Source organism: Constantimarinum furrinae (genome assembly GCF_014295415.1).
Classification (GTDB): Bacteria; Bacteroidota; Bacteroidia; order Flavobacteriales; family Flavobacteriaceae; genus Constantimarinum; species Constantimarinum furrinae.
Map to the genome: position 1 here is coordinate 1,624,216 of NZ_CP052909.1, position 15,710 is coordinate 1,639,925.

13 protein-coding genes are annotated in these 15,710 nt (G+C 39.0%); 7 read left to right on the plus strand and 6 right to left on the minus strand.

What is annotated here, in order from left to right; genetic code table 11:
* Genes ALE3EI_RS07365 through ALE3EI_RS07385 form a run of 5 tightly spaced genes read left to right on the plus strand, consistent with a single transcriptional unit; the run spans nucleotide 1 to nucleotide 4,797 of the window.
* Nucleotides 1–1,293, plus strand: coding sequence for a DUF7033 domain-containing protein (locus ALE3EI_RS07365; RefSeq protein WP_186987646.1), 1,293 nt, complete (start codon nucleotides 1–3; stop codon nucleotides 1,291–1,293).
* Complete coding sequence (locus ALE3EI_RS07370) at nucleotides 1,286–1,975, plus strand: YjjG family noncanonical pyrimidine nucleotidase (protein ID WP_186987647.1); 690 nt, start codon at nucleotides 1,286–1,288, stop codon at nucleotides 1,973–1,975. The genes ALE3EI_RS07365 and ALE3EI_RS07370 overlap by 8 nt, the downstream gene beginning before the upstream one ends.
* Before the next feature lie 52 nt (nucleotides 1,976–2,027).
* Nucleotides 2,028–2,582, plus strand: a complete 555-nt coding sequence (locus ALE3EI_RS07375; RefSeq protein ID WP_186987648.1) for a hypothetical protein — start codon at nucleotides 2,028–2,030, stop codon at nucleotides 2,580–2,582.
* Between the two features lie 5 nt (nucleotides 2,583–2,587).
* Nucleotides 2,588–4,003: a DUF5723 family protein gene (locus tag ALE3EI_RS07380; RefSeq protein WP_186987649.1), complete on the plus strand. Its 1,416-nt coding sequence runs from the start codon at nucleotides 2,588–2,590 to the stop codon at nucleotides 4,001–4,003.
* Entirely contained in the window at nucleotides 4,000–4,797 is a 798-nt protein-coding gene (locus ALE3EI_RS07385) for a hypothetical protein (protein ID WP_186987650.1), read from the plus strand. Before ALE3EI_RS07380 ends, ALE3EI_RS07385 begins: the two co-directional genes overlap by 4 nt.
* Here the strand turns inward: ALE3EI_RS07385 and ALE3EI_RS07390 are convergent.
* Nucleotides 4,794–6,071, minus strand: a complete 1,278-nt coding sequence (locus tag ALE3EI_RS07390) for a replication-associated recombination protein A (RefSeq protein WP_186987651.1) — start codon at nucleotides 6,069–6,071, stop codon at nucleotides 4,794–4,796. The genes ALE3EI_RS07385 and ALE3EI_RS07390 overlap by 4 nt on opposite strands.
* Before the next feature lie 90 nt (nucleotides 6,072–6,161).
* Here ALE3EI_RS07390 and ALE3EI_RS07395 point away from each other — a divergent pair, with 90 nt between their 5' ends.
* Entirely contained in the window at nucleotides 6,162–6,917 is a 756-nt protein-coding gene (locus tag ALE3EI_RS07395) for a rhomboid family intramembrane serine protease (RefSeq protein ID WP_186987652.1), read from the plus strand.
* Here the strand turns inward: ALE3EI_RS07395 and rlmB are convergent, their stop codons facing one another.
* The 5 genes from rlmB to ALE3EI_RS07420 all read right to left on the minus strand — a co-directional run bounded on the left by rlmB (nucleotide 6,918) and on the right by ALE3EI_RS07420 (nucleotide 15,141).
* On the minus strand, nucleotides 6,918–7,655 hold the full coding sequence (rlmB, locus tag ALE3EI_RS07400; RefSeq protein ID WP_186987653.1) for a 23S rRNA (guanosine(2251)-2'-O)-methyltransferase RlmB: 738 nt from the start codon (nucleotides 7,653–7,655) through the stop codon (nucleotides 6,918–6,920). It lies immediately after the preceding gene.
* Nucleotides 7,656–7,737: 82 nt separating this feature from the next.
* The gene (locus tag ALE3EI_RS07405) at nucleotides 7,738–8,313 is read right to left on the minus strand and encodes a hypothetical protein (protein WP_186987654.1); all 576 of its coding nucleotides are present in this window, start codon (nucleotides 8,311–8,313) and stop codon (nucleotides 7,738–7,740) included.
* Nucleotides 8,314–8,331: 18 nt separating this feature from the next.
* A complete protein-coding gene (locus ALE3EI_RS07410; protein ID WP_186987655.1) occupies nucleotides 8,332–9,969 on the minus strand; it encodes a SusD/RagB family nutrient-binding outer membrane lipoprotein in 1,638 nt (545 codons plus the stop codon).
* Nucleotides 9,970–10,047: 78 nt separating this feature from the next.
* On the minus strand, nucleotides 10,048–13,323 hold the full coding sequence (locus ALE3EI_RS07415) for a SusC/RagA family TonB-linked outer membrane protein (RefSeq protein ID WP_186987656.1): 3,276 nt from the start codon (nucleotides 13,321–13,323) through the stop codon (nucleotides 10,048–10,050).
* Nucleotides 13,324–13,443: 120 nt separating this feature from the next.
* Nucleotides 13,444–15,141, minus strand: coding sequence for a BamA/TamA family outer membrane protein (locus ALE3EI_RS07420; RefSeq protein WP_186987657.1), 1,698 nt, complete (start codon nucleotides 15,139–15,141; stop codon nucleotides 13,444–13,446).
* Nucleotides 15,142–15,325: 184 nt separating this feature from the next.
* Between ALE3EI_RS07420 and rpsL the strand changes: the two genes are divergently transcribed.
* The gene (rpsL, locus tag ALE3EI_RS07425; protein WP_010230128.1) at nucleotides 15,326–15,700 is read left to right on the plus strand and encodes a 30S ribosomal protein S12; all 375 of its coding nucleotides are present in this window, start codon (nucleotides 15,326–15,328) and stop codon (nucleotides 15,698–15,700) included.
* Nucleotides 15,701–15,710: the final 10 nt, after the last annotated feature.

The following is a 15,710-nucleotide window of genomic DNA, read 5'->3' on the forward strand; positions in this document are numbered from 1 at the left end:
ATGCTTTTAGTCTATCTAGAGAAATCCGCGCCGCGAATCACATATATCTTTAAACATATATGTTGGCGTATTCTTGCGATAGAAGTGGAATTTACTTCCGTTATAGAAGAATTTATTTCCCACCCGGGTCCAAAGTGCTCCTATGGCAAAAAACCGCTTGGGAACGAACTGTTTTTTCAAAGTCACGGATTGCTAACTCAGCAAGGAATAGAAAGTGTAGAGATCTCAATAAAAGCTTGGGATAATACCATTGGCTTCTTTCCAGTTAGCGAGAAAAGTGCACTTCCGTTCGACATCTTTTCGGCTGGATTCTACCTGCTTAGCCGCTATGAAGAATACCTACCCCATGTTAAAGACGATCAAGGGAGGTTTCCGGCCAGTGAAAGTCTGGGGTTTCAGAATGAGTTTTTACAACAGCCTGTGATAGATATCTGGGCCTATAAACTAAAAGAACTTTTAAAATTTCATTTTCCGGAAATAGCATTTCCGAAGAAAAAGGCGACCATTCACACCATAGTAGAAGCGCGTAAACCTTATGCCTATCTGCAACGCGGATTATTCAGATCGGCTATTGGGTATTTTACCGATCTTTTTAAACTACAATTCAAAAAAATAGGTGATCGTACCTCGGTGATAACAGGTATTAAAAAAGATCCCAACGATTCATTTGAGTGGTTTTTAGACCTTGCAAAAGGAAACAGACAAAAGCTATCGGTATTTTTTATGCTGGGAGAAGCGTTGACTTTTGAAGAGAGTTTTAATACGCATAGAGAACAATTTAAAATGCTCGTAAAATATGTTGGCGATTATGCTAATGTCGGCCTTATTTTTTCCGACCAGGCACTTTCAGATTATGAACTGTTGAAAAGTGAAAAACGACGCATGGAAGACATTACCAACCGTGCGTTGGAAAACTCAATGAATGCGCGGTTATTAGTGAATCTTCCCGAGATATATCGAAATCTGGTGGAACTTGAAATTAGGGAAGATTTTACGCTCTTCTACGAGGATACACTCGGTTTCAGAGCGGGTACCTGTACACCTTTTTTATTCTACGATCTGGATTTTGAAATTAAAACTCCGCTAATTGTTCATCCTGTTGCAGTAAGTACTTCAGTATTTAAGAATAAATATGTGTCCGATATCGAAAAAAAACTCAGTGCAATTCAGAATGAAGTGGCTGATGTAAATGGTACCTATTCCATGGTCTTTAGCAATACCGATTTTTATCCGTCAAAGGTCAACGAGATCTGGATTCGTACATTTTCTGAAATGATGCAACGCAATGAATAATAGGAATATAACAGATGTTTTTTTCGACCTGGATCATACCTTGTGGGATTTCGACCGAAACTCCAGATTGGCTTTTGAGCGCGTTTTTAGCAACCACAAGATAGCATTGGACGTAAATCTGTTTATAGCTAACTACGAGCCTATTAATTTTAATTATTGGAAGCTTTTCAGGGAGGATCAGGTAAGTAAAGAACAATTGCGACGTGGCCGCCTTCAGGATACATTCGATAAATTTAAGATGAAATTTCCGCTGGCATTTATCGATACCATTGCCGAATCTTATATAGATGAATTACCCGTAGATAATTATCTTTTTGAAGGAACAGAATCCATATTAGAATATCTTTCCGAAAAATATAAACTTCACATTATAACGAATGGTTTCGAGGATGTACAGCATTTAAAACTTATAAATAGCGGTATAAAAAAATTCTTTTCCACCATAACTACTTCTGAAGAGGTAGGGTTAAAGAAGCCCAATCCTGTTATATTTAAAACGGCCCTGAAAAAGGCAAACGCAATGCCCGAATCCGGAATTATGATAGGCGATACCTTTGAAGCAGATATTCTTGGAGCCGAAGCAGTGGGAATGCAGACCCTCTTTTATAATTACAGGAAAGAGAAGCTTCCGGCCCGTTACAAGGTTATAAATTCCTTATTTGAGATCAAAAAGCATTTATAGCAATACAATTTATAGATCTTTTAGCGTTTTATTAATATCATAACCCCAAGTCATGAGCAGAAACCTTTTTATCCCCGCGTTGGTAGTTTTTACCAGTTTGTTGTTTGCCGCCTGTGTAAAAGATACCGATTTCGATCAGGCGAGTGAAGTCACTTTAACTCCCGTGGTCGAACTGGATCTCATCTATTTTAATATTGAAGCGGGAGCGTTTTACGACCAAACTACTGCTACTCCCATTTTTACCGTTACCGATACCACAGAGATTCGTTTTCTGGATGACTCCGAAATACAGGAAAGCTTAAAAAGAGCAGATTTCTATTTTAGGTTTACCAATAGTATAGACCGAGAGTTTCAGGTAGATTTTCAATTTCTCAGTGAGCAAAATGATACGACCTATGCAACTCAAACCACAGTTAACAATGGTACAGTGAGCAGCCCCGTGATTACAGAATTTACCGAAATCATCGAAGAGGCAGAAATTATGCAACTTACGATGGCCAATCGAGTGGTTGTTTCGGTTACCATACCTTCTTCTAATGCCAGCCTGAAAGGAGAACTTAATTTACAGTCAAAAACCACCTATTACCTGGAAATTAAGGAACAATAATTACCATGAGAAATATTTTGACCTTAATTTTAGCCTTATGGCTCTCCATGAGTATTGCCCAAAATAAGCAAGTGCTTTATGGTCTTGAAGAAGTGCCGCAAAGCTTATTGCTCAATCCTGGTGGACGGGTAGAACAGAAATTGCATTTCGGAATTCCTTTTCTTTCACAAATCCATATCAACGGAGGCGCATCCGGAGTATCAGTATTCGATATTTTTGGAGCATCTGAAATTGACATAAACACCCGAATCAGGAACAAGATATTCGAACTAAAGAATACCGACTTTTTTACGGCCACTCAGCAGCTTGAAATAATAAATTTTGGATGGCGCGCGAAGAACGATATCTACTTTTCTGGTGGGATCTATCAGGAATTCGATTTTATTTCATATTTCCCAAGAGATCTTGCCATCTTGGCATGGGAAGGAAATCGCGATTATCTGGATTATGCATTCGATCTGGGTGAAATAAGTACCACCGGTGATCTGTTAACAGTATATCATTTTGGAGCAAATAAAAATATTACAAATAATCTTACAGTTGGAATTCGGGCAAAGCTATATTCCAGTATGCTGAGTTACAGGAGTACAGACAATCGTGGGACCTTTGTTACCCGATTGGGCGATGGGGATGTGAATATATACGAACATACCGTACAGGATGCCAATGTAAAAGTAGAAACCTCCGGTATTGCTTCTTTGGAAGGAATTGATGGTTCTGCGGAAGTAATCAGTACCGTGTTAAAACGTGCGTTTTTTGGTGGGAATATAGGAGTAGGAGTGGATATAGGTGCGACTTACGATATAAATGACCGTTGGATTGCAAGTGCCAGTGTGCTGGATATCGGAGCGATATTTCATTCAAAAGATGCTGAAACGTACCAAGCGTCAGGTACTTATACGCTAAATGGAATCGAACTTATTTTTCCACCTTTAAGCGGCGGACAGGCTACATTGCCCTATTACGACAATCTCGAGGACGAAATAGAGCAGGAGATCCCCATCGATACCCTAAACAGTGCGTATACCCAGCTGCGTCCCTTAAAAGTTAATGCTGGTTTAAAATACAGTTTTGGCAAAACCATTGGAAGGGGAAAAGAATGTGATTGCCGAAATATGGGTGGCGGTGTATCACGGGCTCAATCGCTGGGGGCACAATTCTATAGTATAATCCGTCCTAAAGGCCCTCAAATGGCCGGAACTTTGTTCTACTATCGTCGTTTTACCGATTTTCTGGCCGCCAAGGTGACCTATACTGCCGATTCTTTTTCTTATAGCAATGTAGGCTTTGGACTGGTTACCGATCTTGGAAAATTTAATTTTTATATTGCTGCAGATAATCTGCTTCGCTACGGAAACCTTGCAAAGGCAAAAAGTGTATCTTTACAGTTGGGTTTCAACATAAAAATTGACGAGGAATGAACAAGTATTTTATAGGAATTTTCATTTTTTTAAATGTGGTGTCGAATGGTTTTTCGCAGAAAACCGTGAATGATTTTCAATTTGTTTCAGTTCCGGAATATTATGAATTTCTTCACGAAAGAGATCAGTATCAGTTAAATACCTACACTAAATTTTTACTCAATAAATACGGTTTCAATGCGTTTTTTGAATCTGAACTGCCTAATGTGAGACGGTGTGACGGACTTTACGCTACCTTGGAAGGTAGCCCGGGATTTGTCTATACTAAATTAACAGTAGTCCTTAAAGATTGTGAAGGCAACGAGATCTTCAGGGGCGAAACTGGGAAAAGTAAAGAAAAGGAATTTAAAAGAGCGTATCATGAGGCACTTAGAGAAGCATTTGAAAGTGTGGAAAGACTATACGCAAACCAGAAAGATGTCAAAGTGACTTTAAAAGATGATGTTTCGGAAGCAAAGGAAGTGAATGTGCAGCAGATGAGTGATTCTGATGAGAAAAACGAAGAGAACAGCGTTTCCTTTGGAACAGGTGTAAAAATGAATAATGAAGTCAAAACAAATAATACGTACCTGAATAACGATACCACATTTAGTCTTTCCAAAAATCCTGAGGGATATTCACTTTGGGAACTAGGATCAACCAAAAAACTGAAAGGAAATTTAATTGAAAATAAGGAGGGTAGCTTTCAGTTTGTGGACACATCGGGAAATACATTTCCGGGTTATTTTGATAAAGACGGAAACCTGATTATTGAAACTTCCTTTTCGCAAATGGTCTTTTTAAAGCGAAATTAATAGTCATACTTCGCTCCCCACAAGGTTTTTAGGTAATTTTTAATGGCGTTTTCTTTAGGATTATTCCCCGGAACATAAAATGTACTTGCTTTAATTTCTTCCGGTAAGAATTCATGGGGAGTAAAATTTCCCTCATAGTTGTGAGCGTATGCGTATTCCTTGCCATATCCCAGTTCCTTCATCAGTTTGGTTGGCGCATTTCGAATGGAAAGAGGAACTGAAAGATCACCGGTTTCCTGAACTTTTTTCTGTGCTTCATTTATCGCTATATATGAAGCATTACTTTTTGGTGAGGTAGCCAGGTAGATAGTACATTGACTCAATATAATTCGGGATTCAGGATAACCTATCGTTGTTACTGCCTGAAAGGTATTATTCGCCAAGACCAACGCAGTGGGATTGGCATTTCCAATGTCTTCAGAAGCAAGTATTACCAGTCTTCTTGCAATGAATTTTACATCTTCACCACCTTCTATCATCCTAGCGAGCCAATAGACAGCGGCATTGGGATCACTTCCTCTAATCGATTTAATAAAGGCCGAAACTATATCGTAATGCTGTTCTCCTGTTTTGTCATACAGTACAGTGTTTTTCTGAACTTTCTGTAGTACGAGATCATTGGTTATGGTAACCAATTTCTTTTCTTCTGAAAGCACGATCAATTCTAATATGTTCAACAGTTTTCTGGCATCACCCCCGGAAAGACGCAACATAGCCTCCGTTTCCTTCAGTTTTATCTTCTTTTGGGCGAGAACTACATCTTCCGCAACAGCACGCTTTAAAAGTTGCTCCAGATCGTTTTTACTGAAAGGATTTAAAATGTACACCTGACATCGAGAAAGTAGGGCCGGAATTACTTCAAAACTGGGATTTTCAGTTGTAGCTCCTATTAGGGTGACCCATCCTTTTTCTACCGCACCTAGTAGGGAGTCTTGTTGTGATTTACTAAATCTGTGAATTTCGTCTATAAATAAAATAGGGTTCTTTGCCGAGAACAAAGTATCACTTTTCTTAGCCTGCTCAATAACCTGCCGTACCGCAGCCACACCACTATCTACCGCACTTAGTTGATAAAATGGCCTGCCGGATTGATTCGCGATAATGGACGCCAAGGTCGTCTTTCCCGTACCCGGAGGGCCCCAAAGGATCATCGAAGATAAAACCCCGGATCTAATTTGAGACGTCAGGGCTCCTTCTGGACCAACAAGGTGCTGCTGACTGATATAATCTTCCAGTGATTTAGGTCGTATCCGTTCTGCCAGAGGTGTGTTCATTGAAGTTTAAAATTACAATTTTATTGCTGTGCGAAGCATGACAATTTATCATAAATTTGATTTAGGAGTACTTTTTGAATAAAGAAACTTATGCAAGCTCAGAACAAATTATATTTTACGAATAGTACCGTCTTATATCCGTTGGCCTTTGTCGTGGCAATTTGGATCGTGTTCTGGGCGGAAGTGCGTTTTGGTTGGAATCTTAAATATTACGGGATATACCCTCAGCGGGTGGAGGGTCTCCGTGGAATTATTTTTGGACCTTTTATACATGGTAGTTTGAGTCATTTATTCAATAATTCCATTCCTTTATTTGTATTGAGTTCGGCGTTGTTCTATTTCTATAGAAGTATTAAATGGAAAGTGTTGCTTATTGGTATTCTGGTAACCGGTGTACTAACGTGGTGGATAGGAAGACCGGCATATCACATAGGTGCAAGTGGCGTCGTGTATTTGTTGGCTGCCTTTCTGTTCTTTAAAGGGATATTCTCTAAACAGTACCAACTTACAGCCCTGGCTTTTGTTGTCGTTTTTCTCTACGGAAGCTTGTTATGGTATGTTTTTCCTATAGACCCCAAAATTTCCTGGGAGGGTCATCTCTCCGGATTTCTTGTAGGGATTGCGCTTTCACTTATTTTCTGGAAAAATCCCATTGAGGCTAAAAAGTATGTCTGGGAACGGGCAGATTACGATCCTCAGGAAGATGAGTTCTTAAAGCATTTTGATGAGGATGGTAATTTTATTGAAACCAGGCCTGAAACTCCGGAGGAGCCGGTTGAGGCTCGAAAATCGTTTAAAATAAGATACCAATACAAATCAAATTCTGATCGAGACGATAGAAAATGATCATTGCGTTCGCTGCCGTACAGTCTCATAGAGAAATACACCCGAAGCGACCGATACATTTAATGAGTTGATCTCACCAAGTAGGGGTAGGGCCGCCTTTTCATCAACAAGGTTTAATACAGAGTTTGACACTCCTTTACCTTCCGAACCCATGATTATGGCAATCCCCTGATTAAGGTTAGTTGTATAAATACTGTTCTTAGTCTTTTCAGTGGCTGCAATGGTCCGAATCCCTGATCCCTGTAGATAAAATATAGCATCTTTGATATGATCTACTTTACAAATTGGGATATTAAAGATAGCACCGGCCGATGCTTTCACGGTATCCCCACTCACCGGAGCACCACCTTTTTTTTGAACGATTACAGCATGAACACCTGTACACTCGGCTGTGCGGAGTATGGCCCCGAAATTTCTAACGTCACTTATTTGATCAAGGACTAAAAAAAGAGGGAGCGTATTGGAAGCAAGTACTTCTTCTACTATAGTTTCAAGAGAATGAAACGCAATGGGTGAAGTAATCGCAACGATGCCTTGATGATTGCTGCGTGTTAATCGATCGAGTTTTTCGATGGGAACAAAGTTAATCGTAATATTTAATGATTCAATCTGCTTAACGATCGAATCAATTTTAGGGTTTTCAATTCCTTTTTGAATATAGACCTTATCAAGATCAGTTTCTGACTTCAATGCCTCTATTACAGGGTAGATACCGAATATTAAATTTTCTTTCTTCACGAATATGATTTGTTAGGGGTAAAATTAAAAAAACCATCCGCAAAAACGGATGGTTTTTAATAAATTATAAAATAAGTAACTACTACATTGGTGGGTCACTAAATTCAACTTCCCAGTTGAACGCTTGTAACAATCCTGCAGCTGTTAAAAGAACGCTATCTGTATTTGCGCCATTCCAGGTACCTGGAGCCTCCGGATCTTCCGGATCAGTTGGACAATTACAATTGGTTTGAACATAAGAATAAACTGTTCCATCTGTTGTAGTTGCAGTTCCGAAAAACTCAAAACTATCGCCAGATACAAATGTTGAAGCAGGAACTCCAAATGTGGTTGCCATATCGGCAGCTGTAAAGCTTACATCGAATGGGAAGGTAGTAGTACTTCTCCATGAAATAGTATCGGTAGACGCTCCGGTAAAGTATCCTCTTACAGCAATATCGTAGTTTGCAATATTCCCGTTAGGATCCTCGGTCATAGCCGTAAAGCTAGCTGAAGCCGGATCTGCACCTGCGTTAAATTCAGGCATAGAAACAAATTTTACGAATCCACCATTTCCTAGTTCGGGGAAGCGGTATTTATCTTCATCCTCGCAACTGGTAAGTGATGTTAACCCAACAAGTGCGATGATAGCTAATGTTATATATTTAAGGTTTTTCATAATATAATTTTTTTTTGATTAGTCTATAAATCCAGCTGGGTTAGTATCCCAGAATACTCTGGTTGTTGCTGGTTGTTGCTGAATATTAGGGTTACCATCTAATTCAGTATCAGGATATCTAAAGGCTCTTGGGAAAGGACCTGCAGGAATGATAGGAGCCTGAAGATTTGGATACCCGGTTCTTCTGTATAGGTTATAAGGCTCTGTACCGTTACCCCATGCTGCCAAATAGTATTCTCTGGCGATAATTGCCAACTTACCATCGTTATTTGCTGCAGCATACTCTGCAAGCACTCGGGATACATAATCATTAATATCTCCATTGGTCATTTCAAATGGACCTGAATCAAGACCATCTGCAAAATCACGTACTTTATTCATGCTTAAACGAATTCCTTCTTCAAGAAGTGTCGCTGCATTACCATTAGTTCCTAATGTTAGTGCTGCTTCAGCCAATGAGAATTTTGTAAATGAAGCTAAGTAGAATGGTCGTATACCAGCTCCACCAAGGTTATCGGTAGTTGCTCTGGCCTGTTCGAAAAGGTCGCTGTCAAAAGCTCCTCCACCTGGGTAGATTCCATATACACTTCTTTTGAATCCGTCGTTTGGAAGACCTTCATCATCTGCATGATCACGTCCCCAGTATAAGTTACCAACATAACAGTAATCGTAGTTACTTAGATTACTTGCGCAAGGAAGGTTTGAACCAGATGGTGGTGCAGAATCCTGACGGTAGATATAATAACGTGTTCTAGGGTCAATCTCTCCTGTTTCAATGAAAGGAGGCTGATCATCACCTGCATTTAGAAGATCAAGGAAGTTATTACTCATTCTTTGACCTGCTCCAGCTGCTAAATAGCTTCCGGTAAAAAACGGGTGTCTACTATCTGGCAATTCAGTTCCAGAAGCAGTATACATAAATTGGAAATCTTCAGAATTTTGATCGATGATGTTTCCGCTCTGAGCGCTGTTAATTCCAGCAGCTGCAGCAGAAGCATTAACCAATCTCATGTTTAAGTATCCTCTAATTTTCAATGAATTTGCAAGTGCAATCCAGTTTGCGGCATCAAAAGATCCGTAAAAGATATCTTCAGGAAGTCTTGCATTTGTCTGAATACCTAAGTTTAAATTAGCAATAGCTTCATCTAATAGATCAAGTTGTGCGTTGTAAATGGTAGCACCGTCGTCAACCATCGGGTTAGGAAATTCAGATGGTTTGTTCGCTTGTGAAAAAGGTACATCTCCTACATAGTCAACTAATAACATATACGCATAAGCTTCGATGATCTGAGCCATACCAACGTGGTAAGGAATACCACCTGCATCAAGCGTATTTTCATTTACGCCCAGCAAAAGATCGATATTAGCAAACATTTGATACGATTGAGCCCATTCTCCTTGAAGTGTGGTTTCAGTAACCGTACCATTATATGTACTAAATTGGTTTACCTGACGCGTAATTTGACGTGATGGCGCGCTATACCCTCCAACGATTCCGTTAAAAGTAAGCTGGATATCATTCAATATAAAGTTAGGGTCAGCAGATTCAACTGTAATGTTGTTAGGACTCACTAAGAGTTCCAACTCTGAAGTTTCACAGCTTGTAAAGACAGCTATGAAGGCAGACAGAAGTGTTATTTTTAAAATATTTTTCATGATTTGAATATTGTTTATTAATGTATTCAGTAGTAAAACAGTTTAGAAACTGTTTTACTACCTCATTATACATATTTTTTAAAATGTTGCTTTAACGCTAAATGAGTAACGCTTAGATGAAGGTCCAGTCTGGAAGTCTAATCCAGCACCATTACCTACACCTGTACTCAATGCCTCAGGGTCAAAATTAAACGCTTGAGGAATGTTAAATGTTCTAACATATAAGTTCTGTCCGGAAAGTGCAAATGTTACGGTTCCGAATGGAGTTTTATCTAACATTTTTTCAGATAGATTGTAAGATAATGAAACCTCTCTCAATCGTAAGTGAGAAGCATCATAGATACCTTGACCAACAGGATCTACCAAGTTGATAAAGAATACATCATTCGCTCCAATCTGAATTGTGTTCTCAATAAAGTTTCCGTTTGCGTCGGTAAGTGGCTGTCCTGTGTTAGGGTTAGCCAAGATACCTGGAATAACATAACTTCCTTCTCTGTTGTCTACGTTAACGGTAGTTACACCACGACGGTAGTACTGAGACGCTGTTTGTGAAAAGATATCTCCTCCGTGTTGGTACTCAAGCTGAGCAGACAATGAAAGACCTTTATAACTGAAGGTGTTTATTGTTGTCATGTTCCAGTCTGGGTTAGGATCACCTACAGTCTCATCCGGTAAACTTAAGTTTGCACTATCAATAATTTTTCCATCGATAGGGTTAATAAGCAATACACCTTCAACACCAACATTGGTAATTCCAAGTGGGTTCTCCGGAGTATTATTTCCCGGATCGTATCGAGCAGCGTAGTTACCTTTAATTACACCTAAAGGCTCACCTTCAGAAGCATAGTTACCTAATCCAATAAATCCAGCATATGGGAAAGCTTCAAGACCACCAAGGTCAATTACTTCGTTTTCATACGCAGTGAAGTTATTTCTGATAGACCATGTAAAATCATCTGTACGAAGAGGAATCACGTCAAACCCAATTTCTAGACCTTTAATTTCACTTTCTGCAATGTTATCATTGATGGCAGTAAAACCGGTAGAAGGGTTAATAGGACGATTTACAATCTGATCCTCAATATTTCTCTTATACACTGTTGCATCTAAAGTTAATCTTCTGCTGAATAATTCAGCTTCAACACCAACTTCAAATTCCTTCTGTAATTCAGGCTTCAAATCTGGATTTGCAGCAGTTGAAGGAAGTGAGTTAATTGTAGTTCCGTTTCCATTAGGCTGAATAAACGCATTCGGCGTAGTAGCAAGAACTGCTCTTGTTCCATACAACCCAGGGAATCGGGCAGATGTACCGTATGCAGCACGGAATTTCAATAAATTCAAAGCTCCAGAAGTACTTACACCATCCAAAGATGTAGGTAAGAATGATAACGAAGCTCCAGGATAGAAGATAGATCTGTTATCTTGCTCAACATTCGATCCCCAGTCATTTCTTCCTGAAAGTGTTAAGAATAAGAAATTATCGTAGTCAAAAGATGCTTCAGCATAAGCTCCCAAAATGTTACGCTCTAATCTGTAATCAAGATTTCCTGCAACAGGGTCAATGTTGGTTTGACTTGAGAAGTTATTGTGGTTAAAGAAATTAAATACAATCTGACCTGTACTTGCAATACCAAACTGCTCATATTCGTCTCTTCTTGCGTTGAAACCTACAGTAGCATCTAAACCAAAAGTATCAGTAATTTCAAGATTGTTAAAACTGAAACTTAAGTTGTGGTCAAAGATAAAGTTTGTTCCTTCAGTAGTTCTTAAATAACCACCATTGTTATAAGGAGCAGTTACGTTTCCTTTTGCAACACGGAATTCCTGGAATTCAGTATACGTATCCAATCCAAATCGGTATGCTGCGATAATGTTATCTGAAATCTCATAAGAAGACGATAACTTACCGTAGAAACGGTTCGTGTTTTGCTCCAATCCAGCATAGTTCAACAACCAGTATGGGTTTTCCTGATCACCACGGTAGTATACGCTGGCTCCTGTGTTAGGATCGGCGAATGGTAAATTTGGAAGATCCACGTTACGAGGGATGAATAACAATCGGGTAAAGATCGATAAGGCCCCGGCCGCGTTGTTGGCAGCAATTGGAGGAGTATTAACGGTTAAGCTACTAAAGTTAGCAGTACCGTCGAATGAAAATTTATTAGAAAGTTTTGTAGAACCACCCATACCTATATTGTAACGGGTTAAACCGTTATTCGGGATGTATCCGTCCTCTGTAGTATATCCAAAGTTTATGTTATATCGGCTTCCACCATCTCCTGGTGATCCTGAAACGTTTACAGAAGTTGCATGCCCAATACCGGTTCTAAAAAAGTCCTTTACGTTATCTTTCGCTGCAACGTAAGGAATTTCAAGATCTACAAATTGTGGGAACGGGTTAGTGTTGATGTCACCTAAACCTGCGTAAGGGTGAGCGATCATAATTCCTGCATCAAGTCTTCCTCCCCAGTTTCCTACGAAACCAGCGTTAGGAGTATTGTCAGACCCTTGTCCGTACTCATTCTGATAGTCAGGTAAGTTTGAAATTTCGGTAATGTAAACAGACTGAGAAAGTGTTACCTCAAATTTCTTGTTAAGGCTCTTTTTGCTTCCGTTCTTGGTTGTGATCAATACAACACCGTTTCTACCTTGCTGACCATAAAGTACAGCGGCACTAAGACCTTTAAGGATTTGAACAGATTCAATGTTGTTCGGATCTAAATCAAGGAAACGGCTACTTACTACAGTGTTACCTCCAGCAAAGCCTGTTTGCTGATTGGATCCACCGTCGAAAGGAACACCATCCACAACAAATAATGGCTGGTTGCTTCCGTTAATCGAACTCTTAGAACGAATGGTGAAGTTTGTTCCACCTCCGGTTGCACCACTGGTTCCAGTAATTTGAACCCCGGCAACCTTACCGTTCAATGTTCTTACAACATCAGACTCAGGTTTGTTTTCTACGGCTTCAGCTTCAAGAGTACTTACAGCATAACCAAGTGCTTTCTTCTCTCTTGGAATACCATATCCGGTTACTATAACCTCATCTAACACTTCACCCTCTTCCATTTGAAGGTTGATTCTGTTAGTACTTGCGGTTACAGCTCTTTCTACGGTGTTGAAACCTACGTAACTAAATACAAGCGTTTGGCCTACATTTGCCTGAATGGAAAAATTTCCATCAAAATCAGACTGAGTACCACTGGTCGTACCTTTTACGATAATGTTAACCCCAGGAAGAGGTGTAGCTGAATTATCAGTCACCGTACCTGTGATTGTTTTTTCTTGTGCGAACGTGAGTTGCACTACAAACGCTAGTAAAAGCGTTAAAATTCCACTAAACTTTGTTCTCATTTTATAATTTATTTGAATTAGCCAATGCCAAAAATCACAATAAAAAGTTAAATACACAACTTTTTAAACTTAAATTTTGGTTTTTTTTTTACTGAATTGCTAAGCTATTGTTAGGATTTATCAAAATCGTGAAGTGAGACTGAGGTGGATTTTTGTATTGGAAAAATTAAAATTTTGATTATCCGAATTTCCATTGGCGATATTAAATTTAAAAACCCCTGCCTTGGTTTGCATGCCCAGCCCAATACCGAAGCTATAGAGCTTTTCTTTCATAGCAAATAATTGATTTTCAAAATAGGCCAAATCGATAATACTGTGAAGATAAATGCCTTCATTGAACTGGTATCGATATTCGGTATTCAGTACTGCAAAAGCCGTCGCATCTATACTGTTTTCATCAAAGCCTCTAATGCTGGTGATACCGCCAAATCTAAAAAGTTCGTTGGTGAGGTATGTGTCACTAATTAATAAACTAGAACTGTTCTGTAAAAAGATTGAATTTCTGAAATTAAGATTAAATATAGTTGAAGCTACTACCGATAATCGGAGCTGATCCTCTTGTACTCCTTTTTGATCCCTTGTGCCTATTTCACTATCTAACAGAACAAGTGTCTTTATGGGAAATAAAGTGCTTCTTTGAGGCTTTTGAAAACTAATACCTCCAATTAGGAAATTCGATGTATAATCTTCTATAGGAATTCCTGCAACCTGATCATCGAGTAGGTTGCTGGATTCATATCCTTTATAGCCCGAATACACCGAAGATGAAGGATTAATTTGATAAGTGAGTCTTGCCATTTGTTCGGTGGTGACAAAGGAGCTGTCTCGTTTAAAGATTTTTAATTCGAGACTTACACCAAATGGTGTTCTAAACAAATAAGGCATAGTTGTCCTTACTCTGAAATTTTGCTGTTCATTACCATCGGCCTTGTAGTTTATAAGTAATTGTTCTCCAAAGTTCAAATTATTATTTAACTCCAGATTTAGGTAGCCGTTAAATTCCAACCTGTTGGTTTCTTCATCGGTGGCAAATCCCAGTATACCGTCGAACAAATTATTGTTACGTTTTTCGAGATAGAAATAAACCACGGTTTCATTGTCTCTAAACAAGACTTCAGGTGCCTTTAGGGAATTTACAAAGCCAAGACTGTTTAGCGCATCGTTTTGTGCAATTAGTTTGGGCCTATTGAATTTTTTACCGGTCTTTACTCCAGCGTAATATCTTAGAAATGATCTTGGAAATTTCTCATAACCTTTAACAATAAGGGAGTCAATTGTTCTGCTGGATCCGCGTTCCAGACTTAGTTCGACACTTATAGATCCGTCGGCATTCTTCAAAATGTTGGAAAGGCCCAGTCTTGCGAACGCATCTCCATTCTCAGTTTTTATAGCATTTAATTTCTGAAGGGATTGTTCGAAGGTTTGGAAATCGAGGAGAAAATATTCGGCTCCCACCTCATTGGAAATTCTGGCAAGCTCTTTTTTGCTGAATTCTTCCTCTTTATAATATACCTTAATATGAGAGGATTTTCTTCCGAAGAAATACCGTGCTGTAAAACTGCTGTCTGTGGTCTTCTCTAGTGACCGTAACTCACTTTCTAGATAACCTATACTTTGAAGTTTAAATACAAGAGTGTCGGCTTCCTTCTTTAAAGTGAGATAATCCTTAAACACCGATTGGACATTCAGGGAATCGAGCAGTGATTCAGAAACGGGTTTTTCGGCTTTAACGATAAGGGTAAATTCCTGAGAATATACATACTGAAAAAATGCAGTATATATATTAAGGTATAAAAAAATGTAAAAAATATGTCTCAAAAACCGCTTTTTCTGTGTTGTAAAACTAACGCTTCCATGTGGTTTTTAATATCTCAGTATCAAAATAATAAATCGGCTAAGAAAATAACAATAGGAAGGTTTGATTAATTCAATTTTATTTCTACCTTTGCAAGCCCTTAAAAAGAGGGATTTTATATTTAATATAGTATAATTAATATTTTATATGCCAACAATTTCACAATTAGTACGAAAAGGAAGAGCCAAAATAACCAAGAAGAGTAAATCGGCTGCTTTAGATTCGTGCCCTCAAAGACGAGGTGTGTGTACGCGTGTATATACGACTACGCCTAAAAAACCAAACTCCGCAATGCGTAAAGTTGCAAGGGTTAGGTTGACTAATGGTAAGGAAGTGAACGCATACATTCCCGGTGAAGGTCACAATTTACAAGAGCACTCGATAGTATTGGTTAGAGGTGGAAGGGTAAAAGATTTGCCTGGTGTTAGATATCATATCGTTCGTGGAGCCTTAGACACCGCTGGTGTTGAAGGAAGAACACAACGAAGATCTAAGTACGGTGCCAAACGCCCTAAGAAGTAATTAAAAACTT

What these genes read in the sequence shown, in the direction of transcription:
- ALE3EI_RS07365 (WP_186987646.1), top strand. Translation starts at nt 1, where the DNA reads ATGCTTTTAGTCTATCTAGAGAAATCCGCGCCGCGAATCACATATATC.
- ALE3EI_RS07370 (WP_186987647.1), top strand. Translation starts at nt 1,286, where the DNA reads ATGAATAATAGGAATATAACAGATGTTTTTTTCGACCTGGATCATACC.
- ALE3EI_RS07375 (WP_186987648.1), top strand. Translation starts at nt 2,028, where the DNA reads ATGAGCAGAAACCTTTTTATCCCCGCGTTGGTAGTTTTTACCAGTTTG.
- ALE3EI_RS07380 (WP_186987649.1), top strand. Translation starts at nt 2,588, where the DNA reads ATGAGAAATATTTTGACCTTAATTTTAGCCTTATGGCTCTCCATGAGT.
- ALE3EI_RS07385 (WP_186987650.1), top strand. Translation starts at nt 4,000, where the DNA reads ATGAACAAGTATTTTATAGGAATTTTCATTTTTTTAAATGTGGTGTCG.
- ALE3EI_RS07390 (WP_186987651.1), bottom strand. Translation starts at nt 6,071, where the DNA reads ATGAACACACCTCTGGCAGAACGGATACGACCTAAATCACTGGAAGAT.
- ALE3EI_RS07395 (WP_186987652.1), top strand. Translation starts at nt 6,162, where the DNA reads ATGCAAGCTCAGAACAAATTATATTTTACGAATAGTACCGTCTTATAT.
- ALE3EI_RS07405 (WP_186987654.1), bottom strand. Translation starts at nt 8,313, where the DNA reads ATGAAAAACCTTAAATATATAACATTAGCTATCATCGCACTTGTTGGG.
- ALE3EI_RS07410 (WP_186987655.1), bottom strand. Translation starts at nt 9,969, where the DNA reads ATGAAAAATATTTTAAAAATAACACTTCTGTCTGCCTTCATAGCTGTC.
- ALE3EI_RS07415 (WP_186987656.1), bottom strand. Translation starts at nt 13,323, where the DNA reads ATGAGAACAAAGTTTAGTGGAATTTTAACGCTTTTACTAGCGTTTGTA.
- rpsL (WP_010230128.1), top strand. Translation starts at nt 15,326, where the DNA reads ATGCCAACAATTTCACAATTAGTACGAAAAGGAAGAGCCAAAATAACC.